This is a genomic window from Stenotrophomonas sp. GW821-FHT01H02A, assembly GCF_059422145.1.
In genome coordinates, this window is sequence record NZ_JBWKWI010000002.1 from 390,751 (window position 1) to 411,249 (window position 20,499).

Sequence of the window (20,499 nt, forward strand, 5' to 3'; positions counted from 1 at the left end):
TTGCTCCAGTCAGGTCAGGCGGGCAGCCACTCGCGCCACGGCAGGCGGGTATCGCCCAGCGCGATGAAGTCGCCGTTCAACAGGGTGTCGCGGCGGTTGTAGCGGAACGGTTTGCCGGTCTCGGCCGAGAGCACCGCGCCACCGGCGGCGTGCAGCACGCACTGCCCGGCCGCGGTATCCCATTCGGCGGTCGGGCCCAGGCGCGGGTAGACATCCAGCGTGCCTTCGGCCAACCGGCAGAATTTGAGCGAGGAGCCCTGTGCGAGCACCTCGATATCGCCCATGCGATCCAGCAGGGCCTGGGTCTGCTCGCTGCGATGCGAGCGGCTGGCCGCCACCCGCAGCGGTGCCGAGGCCGGCGTGCGGGTGCGCAGCACCGAATCGCGCATGCCGTCGCGACGGTAGGCCAGCTCGCCGCGCATCGCGTGCCAGACCTGGCCGGTGGCCGGGGCGAGCACCACGCCGAATGCGGGTGCGCCCTGGTAGATCAGCGCGATGTTGACGCTGAATTCGTCGTTGCGTTTGACGAACTCGCGGGTGCCATCGAGCGGATCGACCAGCCAGTACGCTCCCCAGTGCTGGCGGACTTCCCACGGCACCTGCGCCGATTCTTCGGAAAGGATCGGCAGATCCGGGGTCAGCTGTGCCAGCCCACGCTCGATCACCTGGTTGGCGCCGAGATCGGCCGCGGTGACCGGACTGTGATCGGATTTGATCTCCACATCGAACGGCGTGGCGTATACCGCCATGATGGCGGCCGCCGCGTCCTGGGCGATGGCGATGACGGTTTCGCGCAGATCCGTCGTGAGTTTGATCATTCCTTCCGTCCCAGCCACTCGCGGGCGATGAACAGCGCCGCCAGTGATCGGCCTTCGGAGAAATCCTCGCGCAGCATCAGCTGATCCAGGTCGGCCAGCTTCCACGGCACGACCTCCAGCTCCTCCGGCTCGTCGCCGGCCAGGCGCTCGGGGTACAGATCGCGCGCCACCACCAGCCAGGACTGATGGCTCATGTAGGTGGGGGCCAGGGTCATCGCACGCAGCACGTCGACCCGGCGGGCACCGTAACCGGCCTCTTCCTTCAGCTCGCGGTCGGCCGCCTGTTCGGCCGTTTCGCCGGCATCGATGCGCCCCTTGACCAGCCCCAGCTCGTAGCGATGCATCCCGGCGGCGTATTCACGCACCAGCAGCACGGTCTCGTCATCGAGCATCGGCACCACCACCACGGCACCATGGCCGCGGGCCACCAGCCGTTCAAAGCGGCGGCGTTCGCCATTGGAGAATTCCAGATCCAGATGCTGGCGCTGGAACGGCCCGCTTTCCTCGTCCGTAATCTGGTGGATGATGGGCAGGCGACGGCTCATGCGAGCATCTCTAGAATGGGTACTGGTGAAAACGTGTTCATGAGCCCGAAATGCTAGCAGACCCAGCCCCCCTCACGCTGGCCGATCAGTGGCGGCAACGCGATCTGGCCGTGCTGTGGCACCCGTGCACGCAGATGCGCGAGCATCCCGACACCCTGCCCCTGCTGCCGATCGCCCGTGGCGAAGGCCCGTGGTTGATCGACCACGACGGCCACCGCTATCTGGATGCGGTCAGCAGCTGGTGGACCAATCTGTTCGGCCATGCGCAGCCGCGCATCGGAGCGGCCATCGCCCAGCAGGCGACCCAACTGGAACAGGTGATGCTGGCCGGCTTCAGCCACGAGCCGGCGGTGCGGCTGGCCGAGCGCCTGCTGGCGATCGCGCCACGCCAGGCCGGGCGGGATCCGCTGGCCAAGGTGTTCTATGCCGACAACGGCTCGGCCGGGGTCGAAGTGGCGCTGAAGATGGCGTTCCACTATTTCCGCAACCGCGGCGAGAACCACCGCACCCGCTTCGTCGCGCTGGAGAACGGCTACCACGGTGAAACCCTGGGCGCGCTGTCCGTCGGCGACATCCCGCTGTACCGGCGGGTGTACGCGCCGCTGCTGACCGAGGCCCTGTTCGCGCCCTCGCCCGACGCCTACCTGGCCGAACCTGGCCAGAGTGCCGCGCAGCGCGCGCACCAGGCCGCCGATGCACTGGCTACGCTGTTCGACCAGCACCCGGGCGAGATCTGCGCGGTGATCCTGGAGCCGCGCCTGCAGTGTGCCGGTGGCATGCGGATGTATGACCCGGTCTATCTGCAGCGCGCACGTGAGCTGTGCGATGCCAACGGTGCGTTCCTGATCGCCGATGAGATCGCCACCGGTTTCGGCCGCACCGGGACGATGTTCGCCTGCGAGCAGGCCGGGGTGATGCCCGATCTGCTGTGCCTGTCCAAGGGCCTGACCGGCGGCTTCCTGCCGCTCTCGGCGGTACTGGCCACGCAGGCGCTGTACGACGCCTTCCTCGACGATTCGCGCGAGCGCGCGTTCCTGCATTCGCACAGCTACACCGGCAATCCGCTGGCCTGTGCCGCCGCGCTGGCGACCCTGGACATCTTCGCCGGCGAGGACGTGATCGCCCGCAACCGCAGTACGGCTGAGGTCATGCGTACCCTGGCCGCGCCGTTCGCCGACCATGCGCATGTCGCCGATGTGCGCCAGGCCGGGATGGTGGTGGCGTTCGAACTGACCCGCAACGGCGACAAGCGCACGCCGTTCCCGGCCGCGGCCAAGGTCGGGCTGCACGCCTACAAGGCCGCGCTCAAGCGTGGCGTGGTGCTGCGCCCACTGGGCAACGTGCTGTACTGGATGCCCCCGTACTGCGTCGAGGACGAACATCTGGACCTGCTTGCATTGACCACCCTGGCCGCCATCGACGAGGCCGTCGCATGCGCGTGACCCGCAGCCATGTCGACCATCCACTGGCGGTCGGCCAGACCCTGTCGCTGCCCGAGGATGCGGCCAACCACCTGGTCCGCGTGATGCGCCTGCGCGAAGGCGATGGCTGCGTGCTGTTCAACGGCGATGGCCAGGACTACAGCGCCACCCTGGTGGCGGTGGGCAAGCGCGATGCGCAGGTGCGTATCGAGGCCGCCAGCGTGCTGGACAACGAATCGCCGTTGCACATCACCCTGCTGCAGGGCATCGCCCGCGGCGAGAAGATGGACCTGATCCTGCAGAAGGCCACCGAGCTGGGCGTGCAGGCCTTCGTGCCGGTGAACGCGGAGCGGACCGAAGTGAAGCTGGACGCCGCCCGCGCCGAGAAGCGCCTGGCGCACTGGCACAGCGTGGTGGTCTCGGCCTGTGGCCAATCCGGCCGGGCGCGGGTGCCGAGCGTGGTCGCGCCGCGATCGCTACAGGAGGCCGCCAATGCGATGCCCGCCGCGGCATTGAAGCTGACCCTGGATCCGCAGGGCGAGCACCGGCTTTCGACGCTATCGGCCGCCCCGGACGGCGTGGTGATCGCGATCGGCCCGGAAGGCGGCTGGTCGCCACGCGACCGCCAGGCCCTGGCCGCAGCGGGCTTCCAGGGCCTGCAGCTGGGCCCGAGAGTGCTGCGCACCGAGACCGCAGGCCTGGCAGCGATCGCGGCCGTGCAGGCGCGCCTGGGTGATCTGGGCTGAAAAAATAACGGGGACGGGGGTAGTTAATCACGCCGATTAACTACCCCCGTCCCCGTTATTACGTTTTTACCCCGCTACGGGAAAGGATTCGTCCAGCGCCGCTTCCAGCGCGTCCAAGTCCGGCAGCAATGCGCTTTGCTCGCCCAGCAGCACGCGCATGTGTACGCCCTGCGGCAGGGTTTCCTCGGAGGCGTCGGCCAGCAGGCCGTCACGCGGCACCGCGATCAGCTGCGGGAAGGTCTGGGTCAGCAGCGCGAAGTACGGCCGGCGCGGATTGCCGCCCAGCGCCTTGAGCACGACCACCTTGTTGTTGGTCAGCACCGGCTCGTCGCCCTGCCCGGACAACCGGGCGAAGGACAGCAACGGTACGTCCCAGCCGTGCCAGGCGATCTGCCCGACCAGCCAGGCGGGTGCGTCGGGCACGGTTTCGACCGGCACCTTGGACATCATTTCAGCCACGGTGGCATTGGGCAGCAGTACGCGTTCGTGCCCGGCCTGGATCAGGACACCGCGGATTTCGTCGTTGCTGGCGTAGCTCATGGAGATTCCTTCAAGGGTGCGTCGGCACGCTTACGCGTCCACGCCCCAGCGTTCGGCAATGGTGGCGGCCAGCTGCGGCGGTTCACCGGCATCCTGCCCGGCCGCGACCACGGCACTGGCCGCAGTCGGGTCATAGCAGCCTTCGCCGACCTGTCCGGCCACCCAGGCACCGGCAGCGGCAAGAGCGAGCACGGCGTCCACCTCGGTGGCATCCGCGCCGCTGAGCAGGACCACGCCGCTGTGTGCCGCCGGCAGCGCGTCGATCTGGATGCCGCGCGTATCGGCGGTGAACTGCAGACGGCCCTGGCGCACGGCGATGCCGATGTCGTCCGGCAGGATGTAGGCCTGCCCGGCCTGGACCGCCTGGGCGTCTTCGGCGAGCAGCACCGGCAGTGCGGAAACGCGTGCCATCTGCTTGACCAGGTTGCCGTAGCGGCCACCGTCCAGGCGCATGTGCACGAGGACCGCAGTGCTCAGCGATTCGGGCAGCGCGGCCAGCAGCCGACGCAGCGCATCCGGCCCGCCGATGCCGGCCAGGACCAGCACCGCGCCAGCGCAGCCATCGGTGGCAACGCCCTCGGGCTCGAGCTCGACCAGCGACAGACGCTCGATGTCGAAGCGCTCCGGCGCCGGGCCCGTGTCGATGCTGGACGATGAGGCGGTGACCACCGCGTCATCCTCGACCAGCGACCAGCGACTGTGGTCCCCGATCGCGGTGATCGGTGCTGCCGCCGCGTCGCTCATGGCCAACGGTGCGGACGCGGGAATCGGCGGAATGCGCGCCGCATCGTCCACCGGCTGCAGCGCGGCCAGCGCGTCTTCCAACGACACCGGCTCGTGCAGCTCCGCCGGCGCCTGGTACAGGCCATCGGCGGGCACATCGGAGGCCGCATCGGCAGCTTCGCGCAGGTGGAACTCCAGCGGTGCGTCGGCGTGCAGCTGCGCCGGGGTTACCGGCAGGCCCGGTTCGGGCTGCAGCTGCTGGTCCTGCTCCGAACCCGGCGGCAGCACGTCCTGATGGCCGTGCAGCTTGGCCACCAGGTGGCGGGCCCAGCGCTGCGCTTCCCAGCCATCGCGGCGCGCGGCCAGCTCGGCCTCGTCGAAGATCAGGGTCAGCGAGGGTGAGCCCAGCACCGGATCCAGCCGTTCCAGCGCGTCTTCGATCGCCGGCTCCAGCGCGATCAGCACCGCGCCGGGATCGGCATCGCGCAGGGCCTGCAGCTCGAGCGTGTTGGGGTCGTCCTCCAGCACCACGCGGGCGCCGGCATGGTCGAGCGCCTCGCGCAGGCGCTCGCGTGCCGGCCCGGGACGGGCCAGCAGGGCCACCGACAACAGGGGTTGGGCATCACTCGCGTGCACGGGCGATCCCCAGCAGGTCATACACGTTGCGCATCAGATCCAGTTCCTGGTACGGCTTGCCCAGGTAGCGCTGGACACCGAGTTCGAAGGCGCGCTGACGGTGCTTGTCGCCGCTGCGCGAGGTGATCATCACGATCGGCACGCCCTGGTAGCGCGGGTCGGCGCGCATGACGCTGGCCAGCTCGTAGCCGTCCATGCGCGGCATCTCGATATCCAGCAGCATCAGGTCGGGCACGCGCTCTTCCAGCCGCTCCAGCGCTTCGATACCGTCACGGGCGACCGTGACCTCGAAGTTGTGGCGCTCCAGGATGCGGCCGGTGACCTTGCGCATGGTCAACGAATCGTCGACCACCATCACCAGCGGCACGTCGCGGTCGCTGACCTTGGCCGTGGCGGTGATCGGCTTGTGCGGGTTGGCCAGGTAGCGGCGCACCAGCGGCGCGACGTCCAGGATGACGACCACGCGGCCATCGCCGGTGATCGTCGCACCGTAGATGCCCGGTACCGAGGCGATCTGCAGGCCGACCGGCTTGACCACGATTTCGCGGTTGCCCAGCACCTGGTCGATCGCCACGGCCACGCGCAGGTCACCGGCGCGGACCAGCAGCAGCGGCACCTGGGCCTGGCCTTCGGCGCGGGCCTGGGCCTGGCCGATCAGCGTACCGAGATCGTGCAGCGCGAATTCTTCGCCACCGTAGTGGTAGCCGCCGTTGGCGGTTTCGAAGCGCTCGCGCGAAATCCGGCCGATACCGCTGACCGAGGCGACCGGGACCGCGAAGGTGGTCTCGCCGATCTGGACGAACACCGCCTGGGTGACCGCCAGCGTCTGCGGCAGGCGCAGGGTGAAGGTCACGCCCTGGCCGGTGACGGAGTGGATGTCCACCGAGCCGCCGAGCTGGCGCACTTCGTTGTGGACCACGTCCATGCCGACGCCACGGCCGGCCAGCTGGCTGACCTGGTCGGCGGTGCTGAAGCCGGGCGAGAAGATCATCGCATCCAGTTCGGCATCGCCCAGCACCGCATCGGCGCCGACCAGGCCACGCTGCTCGGCGCGGCGGCGGATCGCCCCGCGGTCCAGCCCGGCGCCGTCATCGGCCACTTCCAGCACGATTTCCGAGCCTTCGCGGCGCAGCCGGATGGCGATTTCGCCCTCTTCCGGCTTGCCGGCGGCACGACGCTGCTCCGGGCTTTCCAGACCGTGCGCCACCGAGTTGCGCAGCATGTGTTCCAGCGGCGCGACCATGCGGTCGAGCACATTGCGATCCAGTTCGCCGTGGGTCCCTTCCAGGGTGACGTGGACGAGCTTGCCGGTGTCCTGGCCGGCCTGGCGCACGACCCGGCGCAGACGCGGCACCAGCCCATCGAACGGCACCATGCGCGCACGCATCAGGCCGTCCTGCAGTTCCGAACTCACCCGCGACTGCTGTTGCAGCAGCACGTCGTACTGGCGCGACAGATCATCCAGCACGCCCTGCAGACCGCCCAGGTCGGCTGCCGATTCATTCAGCGCGCGGCTGAGCTGCTGCAGCGTCGAGAAACGGTCCAGTTCCAGCGGATCGAACTTGTGATCCGCCTGGTCCTGCTCGCGCTGGTAACGGGCCACGATCTGCGCTTCGGTTTCCAGGTCAAGTCGGCGCAGCTGATCGCGTAGACGGGCATTGGTGCGGTCCAGTTCGCCCATGGCACCGCGGAAGGCACCGAGCTGCTGTTCCAGACGTGACCGGTAGATGGCCACTTCGCCGGCGTGGTTGACCAGGCGGTCCAGCAGATCGGCGCGCACGCGCACCTGCTCCTGCTGCGGTCGTGGCAGACCATCCTCCTCGCTGACGGTTTCCAGCGGAACCGGTGCCGACAGCGGCGTCGCGACCAGTGCGGCAATCGCCGCGTCGACCTTGGCATCGCCGGAGGGCAGTGTTTCGCTGATGGTTTCGAGCGGCGCCGGTTCGACGCGGCCCTGGGTGCGCTGCTCGAAGGCGGCGATCAGGTCGTCCGGCATCGCCACGGTGCGGTGCTGCCCGGTCCGGGTCAGCAGCTGGTGCAGGCGATCGAACCCGCGTTCCAGCAGGTGCACGTCGCTGCGATCGATATCGGTACGGTTGGCCGCCACCGCTTCCAGCAGCGACTCGATGCCGTGGCCGAGGTCGCCGATCGGGTTGATCCCGGCCATGCGCGCGCCACCCTTCAAGGTGTGCAGATCACGCTGCAGGCCGGCGATCACGTCGCGGTCCTGCGGCGCGGCACGCAGCTCGCTGATCAGACCATCGCAGTGGTCGAGCAGGTCCTTGCCCTCCTCCACGAAGATGTCGACCAGCTCCTGGTCGAGCTGGGTGAAATCGAGCGCATCGCCCGGCGCGAGGTCATCAGCGTCGGCAGCGACGGTGTCCTCCGGTGCGGAGGCATCCGTGAGGGTTGCCGCCGGTGCGTCTTCCAGTTCGAAGAAGCGGACCGGGGTGGCAGCGTCGGCCGAGGCATCGGGCGCCGTGGCCTCGATTGCCTCAGCGAACGCATCGGCTTCGCCGGTGTTCTCATCGGTGGCGTCCAGCCCCAGCACACGGGTATCCGATGCGTCCGGCGCATCGACCACGGTCAGGCCCTCGTCCACTGCCTGCTGCGCGTCGACCAGCTCGCCGAAGGCCGGCGGGGGCGGCAGCACCTCGCCCAGTGCCTGGGCGTCCGCGTCGTTGTCCTGCTCGCTGTCGCTCCAGCTGTCGTTGGCCGCGTCATCCACGGACACCGCGTAGGCGCTGCCTGGCTCATGGACGGCATCTGTGTCTGCATCGCCAGCCGCCGCCGGGTCTTCCACGACCAGCGGCATCTCCGGCGCGGCCGGCTCGGCCGGCTCGGCGAGATGATCGAAGTAGCGCGAGAGGTCTTCGGCCGAGGTCAATTCGACCGCCTCCAGGCCCGCATGCCCGGTGGCCAGATCGGCGGCCCCGGCATCCTGCCCCTGCGGCGCATCGTCCGCGCGCACGGTATCGGGCAGTTCTGCGTCGAAGTAGGCGGACAGATCGTCCGTGCCGGTCAGTTCCACGGCGATGAGGGCATCATCGTCATTGGCCGGCCCGACCGCGTGATCGGACTCGACCACGCGCAGACCGTCGGCATCGATCTCAGCCTGCTGTGCGTCGTTTCCAGTGGCGTCATCGAACACCGCCAGGGCCGGCGCGGCATCGTCCTGCGCCTCGTCGCCGGTGACCGTGAAGGCAGTCGCCTGCGCTTCGGCGGACGGGGCGACCTGCCCTGCCCCAGCGTACACAGCGTCCGCTTCGGCGGTTTCGGCGGTTTCGGCGGTTTCGGCGGTTTCGGCGGTTTCGGCGGTTTCGACGGTTTCGACGGTTTCGACGGTTTCGACGGCTTCGACGGCTTCAACAGCTTCGGCACCATCAGCGTCTGCTGCTGCGCTCTCGACCGTGTCCACTTCGATCGTGTCCACGTCGACGGCATCCGCTGCCGCGGCAACCGCGACGGGCGCTTCGTCGAACGCGTCCGCGTTTACGGTCTCTGTCGACTCAAGCGGCAGTTCGTGGTCCGCCGCGTCCAGATCGTCGTCGACCAGCGCCGGCCAGCGTGCTTCGGGCAGGGTATCGGCCAGCGCGACCAGGCGGGCCGCCAAGGCGTCCTGCACGGGCACCCGCGGTGCTTCGTCCTGCAACGCGGCCATGGTGGTGGTGATGGCGGCGCAGGTCTCGGCAAGCGCGTCCATGCCCGCCGCACTCGGCAGCGCATCGGCCGCCAGTGAGCGCTTGATGTAGCTTTCCGCGGCACCGGTGACGGCGGTAATCTCCGGCACATCGGTCATGGCGAAGGCGCCGTTCATGGTGTGCACCGCGCGCAGCAGCCCGTCGGTCACCGGCTGCGGGGCATCGGCGGCAGCATCCAGCCACGCCTGCAGCGTCGCCTGATGCACCTCGACCTCGGCTTCCAGGATCTCGCGCAGCACGCTGTCGATGTTGGCCGGCGTGCTCTCGATCACCGGCACAACCCCGGTGGCAACATCGTCCCCGGCGGTCGGCACGGCCGCGGCGGCCGCACGCTGCAGCGGCACATGGAAGGTTTCTTCGCCCGCGGCCACGCGATCAGCGATCGCCTGCATGGCCTGCAGATCGGCGGTGACGCGGCTGCCATCGCGCAGTGCGGCGTTGAGCTGCGGCAGCACGTCGTAAGCCTGGCCGACCAGCGCGACCACGGCCGGCGAGGCCGGGCGGCTGCCGTCGAGCACGCGGTTGAGCATGCCCTCGATCTTCCAGCTGAACTCGCCCAGGGTCCGCGCACCGACCAGCCGGCCGCTGCCCTTGAGGGTATGGAACACGCGGCGGATGGGACGCAGGCGGTCCAGGTTGTCCGGCGCGACGCGCCAGGCCGGGAGCAGGTTGCCCAGGTTCACCAGTTCTTCGTCGAATTCTTCGATGAAGACCTCGCGGATATCCTGGTCGATGTTCTCGCCATCGTCCTCGAAGCCCGCCTCGATGCTGGTGTCCTCGGCAGCCACTGCGACCGCCGGGCCCACAGGCATGGCGGCGTAAGGCGCGGCATCGACGCCGGCATCTTCCGGTCGGAACTGCGCGGCGGCAGCATCCAGCTCGGCCAGGAAGCGGGTCGATTCCTCGTCCAGCTCGATACGGCGGATGACGGCATCCTGCACCGCGGGGGACGGCGGCGGCGCCTCTGCTGCAGCCTCCGGCTCGCTCTCGACGCCGTCCACGCATGCGTCGACCGGTGCCGCGGCACGGTCGTCCAGCGTGGCGACCGGAATCTCCTGCAGGAACGTCGGCAGCGCCTCGACATCCACCTCGCTCGGCGCGAACGGTGCCGACGCGCCCGGTTCCTCGGCGGCGCTGTCGGTGTCGGCGTCATCGATCTGCAGCGACAGCACGTCATCGGCGTTGCGCAGGTCGTCATCGAAGGTGAACTCGATCGGCTCGTCGCTCAGCTCCAGCGTCTCGTGCTCGGCGGCCACCGGGTCGAATCCGTCGCCGGTCGCCACGAAGGCCGGCATCTCCGGTGACGTGTCTGCATGCTCCGGTGCAGGATCCGGGATCGCGACCCCGGCGTCCTCCACCCCATGCTCGCCCTGCAGGGCCGGCGGCAGCGGGGCCACCTCCCAGGCGGCATCGGCCGGTGCCTCGGCAATGACCGGATCGAAATGGGCGAACGTGGGCAGGGCTTCCGCCTCGTCGTGCGTGGCCAACGTCCACTGCGGCGCATCGCCATCGACGGGCGCGGTGGAAGCATCGAACACCAGCGCCACCGGCGGCGGGGTCACCGGCGCGGCGACCGCCGGCGGCGGATCGAAGGTGAAGTCCGGCAGTGGCGGCGGCAGGTTGGCCGGGCGCGGGACCCCGGCGGTCACGCCATGTTCGATCGGCGCGGGCGCAGGCGCGTCCCACGGCGTCAGTTCGATCGGTTCCGGCGCGACCGGCAGCGATTCCGGGCCGGTATCGGCGGCCGGCTGGTTCGCATCCGGCAGCGGCCAGTAACGCAGCGTTTCCAGGCTGCTGCGGGTGATGTCGAGAATCTCGTCGCGGCCCGGACGGCGTTCGCGCAGGGCTTCGAGGTAGTACTCCAGGCTGGCCATGGCGTCGGCCAGGGTGTCCAGCTGGCGACCGCTGGGAACCCGCTGCTTGCCCAGCAGCTCCACTGCGATGTACTGGCGCACGCCCTGCAGGTAATCGGCCGGGACGGACAGATCGAGCATGCGCAGCGCGCCGGCCACTTCGCCGAGCAGGCGCGGCACTTGCTCCAGCTGCTGGTGATTCCAGTTGGTTTCGATGAAGGCCACGAAATGCTCGCGCGCGGCGGCGAAGTTGGCGATGGCTTCATGCGCCAGCACCTCCACCGTACGGCGGTTCTCCACCGCGCTCGGGTCGTCTTCGCCACTGCCGCCGGCACCCAGATGGGCGACCTGGTCGTCCAGCGAGGCGTCCACGTACAGCAGGGCGCCGGCGATATCCAGCAACAGGCTTTCATCGATCTGCTGCTGGCCGTCCACCACCTCGCGCAGCGCATCGCGCTGCTGCACGACCACGCCACGGGCGACGCCCAGGCCCATCATGCCCAGCGTGTCAGCGACCGCGCCCAGCTCGTTGACCTGGGTCTGCAGCTGCACCGGCTCGCCGCCGGTACGCAGGTGCAGGTCCAGCGCATCCTTGATGCGCAGCAGTTCTTCCTTGACCGCATTGCCGACCGTGTCCAGCAGCTCGCGGTTGCGCCCGCTCAGGCTGCCGCGGGCGTGATCCAGTTCGGCCTCGGTAGCGCTCGCGCTGTCCGGCGCGAAGGCGAACAGCACGCTTTCATTGATGCCCGGCGCCGCGCGGGCGGAGCGGATGTCGTTGAGCAGCGGCAGCAGCACGATCGGGATGTCGCGGTGACCGTTCTGCAGGCGCTCCAGGTAGTCGGGCAACAGCACGCTGCCACGCATCAGCGTGGCGCAGGCTTCATCGCGGTCCGGTACGTCGCCGGCGCCGATCGCGTTGGCCAGCTGTTCCAGCTCCTCGGCCACCATCGCCGGGGCGTACAGCTCGACCATGCGCAGGGTGCCCTGCACCTGGTGCAGGTAGCCGGCGCAGAAGCGCATCCGGCTGCCGTCGGCGGGGTCTTCCACGTAATACTCGACCTCGTTGCGCACCTGACGCAGGGTCTCGTCCAGCTCCGGCTTGACCCAGCCCAGCGCAGCGTGGCTCATGGCATCGCGCAGCGTGCTCATGCCAGGTCTCCCGGCAGCTCGGCGCACATGGCGTGCGGTGATTTCTCGCGATGCATCATCTGCTTGTTCCTTCCCTCTCCGCCCTGCCCGTGGCTCACGCCGGCAGCTTGAAGTCGGCGACCGAGCGGCGCAGGTCGGCCGCCAGCTGTGCCAGGTGGCCGATCGACTCGGCGGTCTGTCCCGCGCCCTGCGACGTCTGGCCGGTAATCTGACGGATCACGCCCATGGTGCGGGTGATGTCCGATGCCGCGGCCGACTGCTGCTGGGCAGCGATCGAGATGTTCTTGATCAGGTTGTTCAGTGCGTTGGAGACGCGCTCGATTTCGGTCAGGGCAGTGCCGGCGTCTTCGGCCAGGCGCGCACCGGAAACCACTTCGGCGGTGGTCTGCTCCATCGAACTGACCGCTTCGTTGGTATCGGCCTGGATGGCCTGGACCAGGTTTTCGATCCGTCGGGTCGCACCGGAAGTGCGTTCTGCCAGGCGCTGCACTTCGTCGGCCACCACGGCGAAACCGCGACCGGCCTCACCGGCCGAGGCCGCCTGCACCGCGGCATTCAACGCCAGGATGTTGGTCTGCTCGGAAATGTCGTTGATCAGTTCCACGATCGAGCCGATTTCCTGCGAGGACTCGCCCAGCCGCTTGATGCGCTTGGAGGTCTCCTGGATCTGGTCACGGATCTGGTCCATGCCCTGGATGGTCTCGCGGACCACGCCGGCACCTTCGGCGGCGATGATCACCGAGCGCTGCGCCACGTCGGCCGACTCGGCCGAGTTGCGCGACACCTGTTCGATGCTCGAGGCGATTTCGCCGATGCGGTCCGAGGCCGAGGTGATCTGGTTGGCCTGGTGGCCGGCGGCTTCGGCCAGCTGCATCGCGGTGGCCTGGGTCTCCTGGGTCGACACGGCGACCTTGGCCGAAGTGTCGTTGATGGTGGTCACCAGGTGGCGCAGCTCATCCACGGCGTAGTTGATCGCGTCCGCGATGGCGCCGGTCATGTCCTCGGTCACCGAGGCCTTCACCGTCAGGTCGCCTTCGCCCAGCGAGCTGATTTCATCCAGCAGCCGCATGATGGCCTGCTGGTTGCGGCTGTTGAATTCGACCTGGGTCTGGTAACGCAGTTCCTGTTCGCGCGAGCGGCTGCGAACGGTGCTGCCGACGAAGCCGACGATGGCGATCAGCGAGAACGCACCGGAGGCCACGCCCAGCCAGAAGTTGGGGAACAGGCGCGTATCGCGCAGCGAGCCGAACGAGGAGAACGCTTCGAACAGCTTCTTGCTGTCACGCAGCATGTCCGCCGACCCGCCGGTCAGCGCCGCGGCCGAAGACTGTGCAGCGAACAGCTGGCGTGAGCTGGCGAGGATCGCGTCGGCGTCCTGCTTCATGGTGTCCCACTGCTTCTGCGACTGCTCCAGCGCGGCCAGCGCCGGACCGTTGCGGACCGCGGCGATGCCCAGTTCTTCATTGCCGTTGCGCAGCGCATCGAGCACCTGGGTGAACACCACCGAATCGCGGGCCAGCGCGTCGCCGGCGGCCGCGGCACTGGCGCCGCCAGCGCGCATTTCGGTCACGCGGCGGGCCATCGAGCCGACCACCACGACCTGCTGCAGGGCGTTGTAGACCTGCGAGGACGGCGCGCCACTGGCCGACATCGCGCGGACCACTTCATTTAGCTGTGCCTGCAGGGCGGGCACGCCGTTGACGAAGTTGTTGGCGTTGCCGGCCAGCGCCAGCACCGCCGGCTCGCTGGCGACCAGCTGGCCGGCGCTCTTGCCCAGCGGCTCCCAGGTCTGGATCAGCGCGTTCAGCGGTCCGGCCACGTTCGTCTCGGTCCCGTAGCGACCCTGCAGGCCACTGACGGTGCTTTCGATGTCGCTCTTGGTCAGTTTGAACGCGGTGAACGCCTGGGCGTTGCCGGAGACCGCTTCACGGCCCTGGTTGGCCAGCTGCTGCGAGAGCACCTGCAGGTTCGCGGCATCGGTGCTGGCACTGGCCAGGCGGCTGCCCTGCCAGGTCGCCACGCCGGTATTGACGCCGAACACGATCATCGACACGGCCAGCAGGCCGAGCCAGAAATTGGTGCCCACCGAACCGACCTTGCCGGCCTTGGCGGATTCCGAAGCAGTACTCATCGTTCAACCTCGATCTTCAATGCGGAGAGACAGGCGCCTGCGGTCAGGCCGCGGCCTGCCTGAATTCGGGGGTACGCGACAGCAACGACAGCGAGAACACGCCCCAGTCATGGCCATCGCCGTGGAAGGCGCGGTCGATGAAATGCGCATAGCGGCCAGTGGCCAGATCGCCGGCGACGATGTCCTGGTCCAGCTCGAAACTGCGCTGGCCGAACAGTTCATCGATGGTCAGCGCCACGTCACCACCGGCCTGGCGCATGATCAGCACGCGCTGGCCTTCCTGCTGCACGGTGCGCTCGCCTTCCAGGAAGAACTTCAGGTCCACCACCGGGAACAGGTTGCCACGCAGGTTGCCCACGCCCAGCAGCCACGGCTGCGCGCCGGGCACCGGCGTGACCGGCGGCATCGGCACGATTTCCACCACTTCGCGGAAGTCCGAGACCAGCCGGCGCTTGCCGACCCGGTACCCGACGCCACGCCACAGGTCCTGCGAGAACTGCCGTTCGGGCAGCTGCACCGCATGGGCCAGGCTGCGCCGTTCATAGGCCTGGAGAATGTCGAAAGGAGAGCGCATCAGACCACCAACTGGTTGATCCGCGCGATCAGTTCCTCCTCGCGCGGCGGCTTGACGATGTAGTCGGCCGCCCCCTGGCGCAGCCCCCACGCCTTGTCGGTTTCCATCGCCTTGGTGCTGACGATGACCACCGGGATGTGCTTGATGGCCGCGTCGCGCGCCATCGCACGGGTGGCCTGGAAGCCACTCATGCCCGGCAGGACCACGTCCATCAGCACCAGCTGCGGCGACTGCTCGCGCACGAGCTTGAGCCCGTCCTCGGCGTTGTCCGCTTCCAGGACTTCATGACCGGCCTTGGTCAACCACTGCGTGAACACCGCACGGTCGGTCGGTGAATCCTCGATCAGTACGATTCGAGCCATTGTGCCTTTCCCCCCTGGTCAGGCGTTGACGTATGTGCGGATGGCACCCAGCAGTTCTTCACGCGTGAATGGCTTGGTCAGGTACTGCTCCGAGCCGACGATGCGGCCGCGCGCCTTGTCGAACAGGCCGTCCTTGGAGGACAGCATGATCACCGGCGTCGCCTTGAACAGCTGGTTGCCCTTGATCAGCGCACAGGTCTGATACCCGTCCAGCCGCGGCATCATGATGTCCACGAAGATGATCTGCGGCTGTTGGTCGGCGATCTTCGCCAACGCCTCGAAACCATCGGTCGCGGTCACCACCTCGCAGCCTTCCCGCTTCAACAGGGTTTCCGCGGTCCTGCGGATGGTCTTCGAGTCATCGATGACCATCACGCGCAGCCCTGCGAGTTCCCCACCCGCAGCCATGTATTCAGTCATTACCTTTCCCCAAGCGCGCGACGCTTGCGCTGATCCCCGGCGCCGCTGCGAAAGCGTATCTATATCCCAATACCGGCGCGCGCTTCAAGCACGCCCACCGCGGCCCCGCCGCGAGCGGCTCACCGGGTGCGCGGCGCGCGCCTTTTGCGCAAACCCGACCCACGGCCAGGCCGGGCCGGACACTGCGTTCCGGCCCCCGGGACAGGCATTGCCGGGCCATTGTCGCTACCATCATCGGCCTGCCCGCCAGGTTGCGACCATGCCGTTGAATGTCATCGTGGTGATGGACCCCATCGCCCATATCAAGATTGCCAAGGACACCACCTTCGCGATGCTGCTGGAAGCCCAGCGCCGCGGCCATGCCCTGCATTACGTCAGCCCCGGTGGGCTGGCCCTGCGCGACGGCCAGGCCATCGCCCGCACCGCACCGCTGCAGGTGCGCGAGGACAAGAACGACTGGTTCACCCTGGGCGAATTCAGCCAGACGGTGTTCGGCCCCGGCCAGGTCGTGCTGATGCGCAAGGATCCGCCGGTCGACGCCGAATTCATCTATGACACCCACGTGCTCAGCGTCGCCCAGCAGGCCGGTGCGATGGTGGTCAACGACCCGCAGGGACTGCGCGACTACAACGAGAAGCTGGCCGCCCTGCTGTTCCCGCAGTGCTGCCCGCCGACCCTGGTCAGCCGCCGCAACGCCGACCTGAAGGCCTTCGTGCTCGAGCATGGCCAGGCCGTGCTGAAGCCGCTGGATGGCATGGGTGGGCGCTCGATCTTCCGCAGCGGCACCGGCGACCCCAACCTCAACGTGATCCTGGAGACCCTGACCGACGGCGAGCGCACACTGGCCCTGGCGCAGAAGTTCATCCCGGACATCACCGCCGGCGACAAGCGCATCCTGCTGGTCGATGGCGAGCCGGTCGACTACTGCCTGGCACGGATTCCGCAGGGCGATGAGTTCCGCGGCAACCTGGCGGCCGGTGGGCGCGGCGAAGGCCGCCCGCTGAGCGAACGCGACCGCTGGATCGCCGCCCAGGTCGGCCCGGAAATGAAACGCCGCGGCATGCGCTTCGTCGGGCTGGACGTGATCGGCGACTATCTGACCGAAGTCAACGTCACCAGTCCGACCTGCGTGCGCGAGCTCGACGCCCAGTTCGGGCTGAACATCGCCGGCACCCTGTTCGACGCGATCGAGGCCGGCCTGCCGCGATGAGCGCCAGCGTCGTCCCGGTGCCGACGTGGCAGGCGCGCGAATCCCAGCGGCTGGGCGCGACCCTGACCCTGTCCGTGCTCGTGCATGCGCTGCTGATCCTCGGGGTCGGCTTCGCGGTCAGCGACAGCGCGCCGCTGGTGCCGACCCTGGATGTGATCTTCAGCCAGACCCAGACCCCGCTGACGCCCAAGCAGGCCGACTTCCTGGCCCAGGCCAACCAGCAGGGCGGTGGCGACCACGACAAGGCGCAGCGCCCGCGCGACAACCAGGCCGGGATCGTGCCGCAGGCACAGGCCGGGCTGTCACCGGTGCCGCAGCAACGCCAGGACGCGGCCAGCGTGCCGCCGCCACAGACCCGCGTGGTCAACAGCCGCAACGGCACCGACAGGATCGCCGAGGCCCAGCCACAGCCTCTGCCCGAGCAGCCCCGCCCGGATGCACCGATGACCGCGCGCGAACAGCGCGATGTGGAGATGGCGCGGTTGGCCGCGGAAGTTCACCTGCGCTCGGCGCAGTACGCCAAGCGTCCGAACCGCAAGTTCGTCTCGGCCAGTACCCGCGAGTACGCCTACGCCAACTACCTGCGCGCCTGGGTCGACCGCGCCGAGCGCGTCGGCAATCTCAACTACCCGGACGAGGCCCGCGCCCGCCGGCTCGGCGGCCAGGTGGTGATCACCGTGGGCGTGCGCCGCGATGGCACGGTCGAAAGTGCCCGCATCCTGCAGTCCAGCGGTACCCCGCTGCTGGATGAAACCGCGCTGCGCGTGATCACGCTCGCCCAGCCGTTCCCGCCCCTGCCCAAGACCGAGGATGCGATCGACATCCTGCAGGTGACCCGCACCTGGGTGTTCCTGCCCGGTGGTGAGCTGCGCGACGACCGCTGAGGGGGGGGGCAGCCGACCAACGGTCGGCTCTACCGGGCGGCCTGCTGTTCCACCAGGGTCAGCGCGACGTTGTTGCGCAGGTAGGCCGGCTCCACCAGCTCCGGTGCCACGCCCTCACCGCGCTGGAACGCCGGCACCGCCAGTGCCAGCACGTCGGACGCACGCGGCAGCGCCTGCGCATCCACGCCCGTCAGCTGCTCGGCCAATCGCGTGGCCAGCACACCCTCGGCTGCACCGAACCCGGTCCCGACACCGAACCAGTGCGAGCCGCCAGGCAGTACGACCTGCTCGGGCGCGCAGACGATTTCCTCGCCCTGCCGCTGCCATTGCCCGTCCACCCGGACGTGGCGGGCGGCATACACCTCGCCCATCCGGGCGTCGATGCTGGCCAGCACGTGATCGGCCTGGTCCGGTGCGCGCAGTGCCAGCGCCTGCAGGGTGGAGACCGCGATCAGCGGGCGGTCCAGCGCCAAGGCGATGCCTTGGGCGATGGCGATGGCCAGCCGCACTCCGGTGAAGGCGCCCGGGCCACGGCCCAGTGCGATCGCATCCAGCTGCGAACGGGCGACACCGGCCTCGGCCAGCAGCGCTTCGGCCCAGGGCAGGCTCAGTTCGGCGTGGCGACGCGGCGCGATCTCGAAGCGCTCGCTCACCTGCCCATCCACGTACAGGGCAACGGAGCAGGCTTCGGTGGCGGTTTCAAAGGCGAGCAGTTTCATGGCGGTCAGAACAGGGAAGTAGGAAAGTCATCGGCGGCCGGCACGCTCGCCGGGGCGGAGACGGCGCGGACGGGTGCGGGATCGGCGACCGGCCATTGTGGCGCAAAGAAGGCCTGCACATCGGTCAGCGCGCGGGTGCGGCGGAACGGCGGCAGCGAATCCAGGAAGACCCGGCCATAGCCGCGGCTGAGCAGGCGCGGGTCGCACAGCACCAGCACCCCACGGTCGGTCTCGCTGCGGATCAGGCGGCCCACCCCCTGCTTGAGCGCGATCACCGCCTGCGGCAGCTGCTCGTCGCGGAAGGGATTGCCTCCGTCACGGCGGATCGCGTCCAGACGCGCCTCGAACACCGGGTCATCCGGCGCGGCGAAGGGCAGCTTGTCGATCACCACCACGCTCAGCGCATCCCCGACCACGTCCACGCCTTCGCGGAAGCTGGCCGAGCCCAGCAGCACGCCGTTGCCCGATTCGCGGAACCGCTGCAGCAGCGTGGCGCGAGGCGCCTCGCCCTGCACGAACAGCGGCCAGGGTGCATCGCGCAGCGCCTCGGCGGCTTCGCGCAGCGCACGGTGCGAGGCGAACAGCAGGAACGCACGTCCGTGCGACGCCTCCAGCACTGGCGTCAACGCACGGATCAACGCGGTACCGAAGCCGCGTGCGGCCGGGTCGGGAAGATCGGTCGGCAGATAGCACAGGGCCTGGTGGGCCCAATCGAATGGGCTGGGCTGCAGCAGGCTGACCGGGTCATCCAGGCCCAGCCGCTGGGATATATGCTCGAAACCACCGTCCACGGTCAGCGTCGCCGAGGTGAACACCCAGGCCGCCATCGAGCGCTGGCGATGCTCGCGCAGCGGGCCGGACACATCCATCGGCGTGCGCTGGCAACGGAAGCCGCGCGGGGTCAGCTCGTACCAGAGCACATCGGCCGGCGGCGGCGCCTGCTCAGGGTCGGTATCGAAATCCAGCAGCGGCGCGTCCTCACCGAGCCAGCGTGACAGGCGCGACACCGCGTCCATCGTGCGCGCATGGCAGGCGTCCAGGCCGGGCGATGCGTCACGCACCCCGGCCAGCGCATCGCGCAGTTGCACCAGCGTGCTCATCGCCGTGTCGAAGCCATCGCGCACCTGCGGCACGGTCAGCGCACGCCACTGGGTGCCGCGCGGCGGCAGGCCCTCCATCGCCACGCGCAGATCGCGCAGGGTCTGCTCGAGTGCGGCCGCCGGCACCTGCAGGGCGGCCTGGGCGCCGGCCACGCTGCGGCTCTCGGCCAGGCAGTCGCGGGCCAGTTCCTGCCACGGGCGCATGCCGAAGCCTTCGCCGAAGAAGTTGGCGGCCAGCTCCGGCAGCTGGTGCGCCTCGTCGATCACGAACGCCTGGGCGCCGGGCAGGATTTCGCCGAAGCCTTCCTGCTTGAGCGCCAGATCGGCCAACAGCAGGTGGTGGTTGACCACCACCACATCGGCGGCCTGCGCCCGCTGCCGTGCCTGTACGACGAAGCAGTCATCCCAGAACGGGCACTCGGTGCCCAGGCAGTTATCGACGGTGGAGGTCACCATCGGATACAGCGGCGAGTCTTCCGGCAGCGCGTCCAACTCGGCCATGTCGCCGAACGTCGTGCGTCCGGACCAGGCCAGGATGCGCTGGAACTGCGCGACCTGCTCCGGCGAGCTGAAGCGCGGTTCGCCGCGGGCCTGCTGCAGCCGATAGCGGCACAGATAATTGGCGCGCCCTTTCAGCAGCGCGCTGCTGTGGCCGACCCCGAGTGCGGCGCGCACGCGCGGCAGATCGCGGTGATACAGCTGGTCCTGCAGCGCGCGCGTCCCGGTGGAGATGATGGTCTTCAGCCCGGACAGCAACGCGGGCACCAGGTAGGCGTAGGTCTTGCCGGTGCCGGTGCCCGCTTCGGCCAGCAGCACGTCGCGCTGGTCGAACGCTTCGGCGATCGCCGCGGTCAGGCGCAGCTGGGCCGGGCGTGGTACGAAGGCATCGAGCTGGCTGGCAAGCGCCCCGCCCTCACTGAGGGCATCGCGGCTGGCATGTGCGAGTTGGGACATGGCGACAATGATA

15 protein-coding genes are annotated in these 20,499 nt (G+C 69.0%); 4 read left to right on the forward strand and 11 right to left on the reverse strand.

Going from position 1 to position 20,499, the window contains the following annotated elements; genetic code table 11:
- Nucleotides 1-14: 14 nt before the first annotated feature.
- Together cysQ and nudE are read right to left on the reverse strand one after the other, a co-directional pair.
- Nucleotides 15-818, reverse strand: coding sequence for a 3'(2'),5'-bisphosphate nucleotidase CysQ (cysQ, locus tag AC07WC_RS05105; protein WP_495209035.1), 804 nt, complete (start codon nucleotides 816-818; stop codon nucleotides 15-17).
- The gene (nudE, locus tag AC07WC_RS05110) at nucleotides 815-1,363 is read right to left on the reverse strand and encodes an ADP compounds hydrolase NudE (protein WP_495209036.1); all 549 of its coding nucleotides are present in this window, start codon (nucleotides 1,361-1,363) and stop codon (nucleotides 815-817) included. The genes cysQ and nudE overlap by 4 nt, the downstream gene beginning before the upstream one ends.
- A gap of 50 nt (nucleotides 1,364-1,413) precedes the next feature.
- Between nudE and bioA the strand changes: the two genes are divergently transcribed.
- Together bioA and AC07WC_RS05120 are read left to right on the forward strand one after the other, a co-directional pair.
- Nucleotides 1,414-2,805, forward strand: coding sequence for an adenosylmethionine--8-amino-7-oxononanoate transaminase (gene bioA, locus AC07WC_RS05115; protein WP_495209037.1), 1,392 nt, complete (start codon nucleotides 1,414-1,416; stop codon nucleotides 2,803-2,805).
- A complete protein-coding gene (locus AC07WC_RS05120; RefSeq protein ID WP_495209038.1) occupies nucleotides 2,796-3,530 on the forward strand; it encodes a 16S rRNA (uracil(1498)-N(3))-methyltransferase in 735 nt (244 codons plus the stop codon). The genes bioA and AC07WC_RS05120 overlap by 10 nt, the downstream gene beginning before the upstream one ends.
- 66 nt (nucleotides 3,531-3,596) lie before the next feature.
- Here the strand turns inward: AC07WC_RS05120 and AC07WC_RS05125 are convergent, their stop codons facing one another.
- The 7 genes from AC07WC_RS05125 to pilG all read right to left on the reverse strand — a co-directional run bounded on the left by AC07WC_RS05125 (nucleotide 3,597) and on the right by pilG (nucleotide 15,619).
- Nucleotides 3,597-4,070 (reverse strand): chemotaxis protein CheW, encoded by a 474-nt coding sequence (locus AC07WC_RS05125; RefSeq protein WP_495209039.1) that lies wholly within the window; start codon nucleotides 4,068-4,070, stop codon nucleotides 3,597-3,599.
- A 30-nt stretch (nucleotides 4,071-4,100) separates the two neighbouring features.
- Entirely contained in the window at nucleotides 4,101-5,429 is a 1,329-nt protein-coding gene (locus tag AC07WC_RS05130; protein ID WP_495209040.1) for a chemotaxis protein CheB, read from the reverse strand.
- A complete protein-coding gene (locus tag AC07WC_RS05135) occupies nucleotides 5,416-12,132 on the reverse strand; it encodes an Hpt domain-containing protein (RefSeq protein WP_495209041.1) in 6,717 nt (2,238 codons plus the stop codon). Before AC07WC_RS05135 ends, AC07WC_RS05130 begins: the two co-directional genes overlap by 14 nt.
- Nucleotides 12,133-12,226: 94 nt before the next feature.
- The gene (locus AC07WC_RS05140) at nucleotides 12,227-14,263 is read right to left on the reverse strand and encodes a methyl-accepting chemotaxis protein (protein WP_495209042.1); all 2,037 of its coding nucleotides are present in this window, start codon (nucleotides 14,261-14,263) and stop codon (nucleotides 12,227-12,229) included.
- A 43-nt stretch (nucleotides 14,264-14,306) separates the two neighbouring features.
- Entirely contained in the window at nucleotides 14,307-14,837 is a 531-nt protein-coding gene (locus AC07WC_RS05145; protein WP_495209043.1) for a chemotaxis protein CheW, read from the reverse strand.
- Nucleotides 14,837-15,199 carry a response regulator gene (locus tag AC07WC_RS05150; RefSeq protein ID WP_123730426.1) on the reverse strand — a complete coding sequence of 121 codons (363 nt, stop codon included), beginning with the start codon at nucleotides 15,197-15,199 and terminating at the stop codon, nucleotides 14,837-14,839. Before AC07WC_RS05150 ends, AC07WC_RS05145 begins: the two co-directional genes overlap by 1 nt.
- 18 nt (nucleotides 15,200-15,217) lie before the next feature.
- A complete protein-coding gene (gene pilG / locus AC07WC_RS05155) occupies nucleotides 15,218-15,619 on the reverse strand; it encodes a twitching motility response regulator PilG (RefSeq protein WP_019185139.1) in 402 nt (133 codons plus the stop codon).
- Nucleotides 15,620-15,878: 259 nt separating this feature from the next.
- On the opposite strand from pilG, the gene gshB reads away from it, so the two are divergent.
- Both gshB and AC07WC_RS05165 read left to right on the forward strand, forming a co-directional pair.
- The gene (gene gshB, locus AC07WC_RS05160; protein WP_123730425.1) at nucleotides 15,879-16,829 is read left to right on the forward strand and encodes a glutathione synthase; all 951 of its coding nucleotides are present in this window, start codon (nucleotides 15,879-15,881) and stop codon (nucleotides 16,827-16,829) included.
- Nucleotides 16,826-17,713, forward strand: a complete 888-nt coding sequence (locus tag AC07WC_RS05165; RefSeq protein WP_495209044.1) for an energy transducer TonB family protein — start codon at nucleotides 16,826-16,828, stop codon at nucleotides 17,711-17,713. Before gshB ends, AC07WC_RS05165 begins: the two co-directional genes overlap by 4 nt.
- 29 nt (nucleotides 17,714-17,742) lie before the next feature.
- Here AC07WC_RS05165 and tsaB read toward each other — a convergent pair whose 3' ends face one another.
- Nucleotides 17,743-18,432 carry a tRNA (adenosine(37)-N6)-threonylcarbamoyltransferase complex dimerization subunit type 1 TsaB gene (tsaB, locus tag AC07WC_RS05170; RefSeq protein WP_495209045.1) on the reverse strand — a complete coding sequence of 230 codons (690 nt, stop codon included), beginning with the start codon at nucleotides 18,430-18,432 and terminating at the stop codon, nucleotides 17,743-17,745.
- A gap of 5 nt (nucleotides 18,433-18,437) precedes the next feature.
- Complete coding sequence (yoaA, locus tag AC07WC_RS05175) at nucleotides 18,438-20,486, reverse strand: DNA repair helicase YoaA (protein ID WP_495209046.1); 2,049 nt, start codon at nucleotides 20,484-20,486, stop codon at nucleotides 18,438-18,440.
- Nucleotides 20,487-20,499 lie beyond the last annotated feature (13 nt).

Coding starts and splice junctions, on each gene's coding strand:
- cysQ (WP_495209035.1), bottom strand. CDS start 818: ATGATCAAACTCACGACGGATCTGCGCGAAACCGTCATCGCCATCGCC.
- nudE (WP_495209036.1), bottom strand. CDS start 1,363: ATGAGCCGTCGCCTGCCCATCATCCACCAGATTACGGACGAGGAAAGC.
- bioA (WP_495209037.1), top strand. CDS start 1,414: ATGCTAGCAGACCCAGCCCCCCTCACGCTGGCCGATCAGTGGCGGCAA.
- AC07WC_RS05120 (WP_495209038.1), top strand. CDS start 2,796: ATGCGCGTGACCCGCAGCCATGTCGACCATCCACTGGCGGTCGGCCAG.
- AC07WC_RS05125 (WP_495209039.1), bottom strand. CDS start 4,070: ATGAGCTACGCCAGCAACGACGAAATCCGCGGTGTCCTGATCCAGGCC.
- AC07WC_RS05135 (WP_495209041.1), bottom strand. CDS start 12,132: ATGAGCACGCTGCGCGATGCCATGAGCCACGCTGCGCTGGGCTGGGTC.
- AC07WC_RS05140 (WP_495209042.1), bottom strand. CDS start 14,263: ATGAGTACTGCTTCGGAATCCGCCAAGGCCGGCAAGGTCGGTTCGGTG.
- AC07WC_RS05145 (WP_495209043.1), bottom strand. CDS start 14,837: ATGCGCTCTCCTTTCGACATTCTCCAGGCCTATGAACGGCGCAGCCTG.
- AC07WC_RS05150 (WP_123730426.1), bottom strand. CDS start 15,199: ATGGCTCGAATCGTACTGATCGAGGATTCACCGACCGACCGTGCGGTG.
- pilG (WP_019185139.1), bottom strand. CDS start 15,619: ATGACTGAATACATGGCTGCGGGTGGGGAACTCGCAGGGCTGCGCGTG.
- gshB (WP_123730425.1), top strand. CDS start 15,879: ATGCCGTTGAATGTCATCGTGGTGATGGACCCCATCGCCCATATCAAG.
- AC07WC_RS05165 (WP_495209044.1), top strand. CDS start 16,826: ATGAGCGCCAGCGTCGTCCCGGTGCCGACGTGGCAGGCGCGCGAATCC.
- tsaB (WP_495209045.1), bottom strand. CDS start 18,432: ATGAAACTGCTCGCCTTTGAAACCGCCACCGAAGCCTGCTCCGTTGCC.
- yoaA (WP_495209046.1), bottom strand. CDS start 20,486: ATGTCCCAACTCGCACATGCCAGCCGCGATGCCCTCAGTGAGGGCGGG.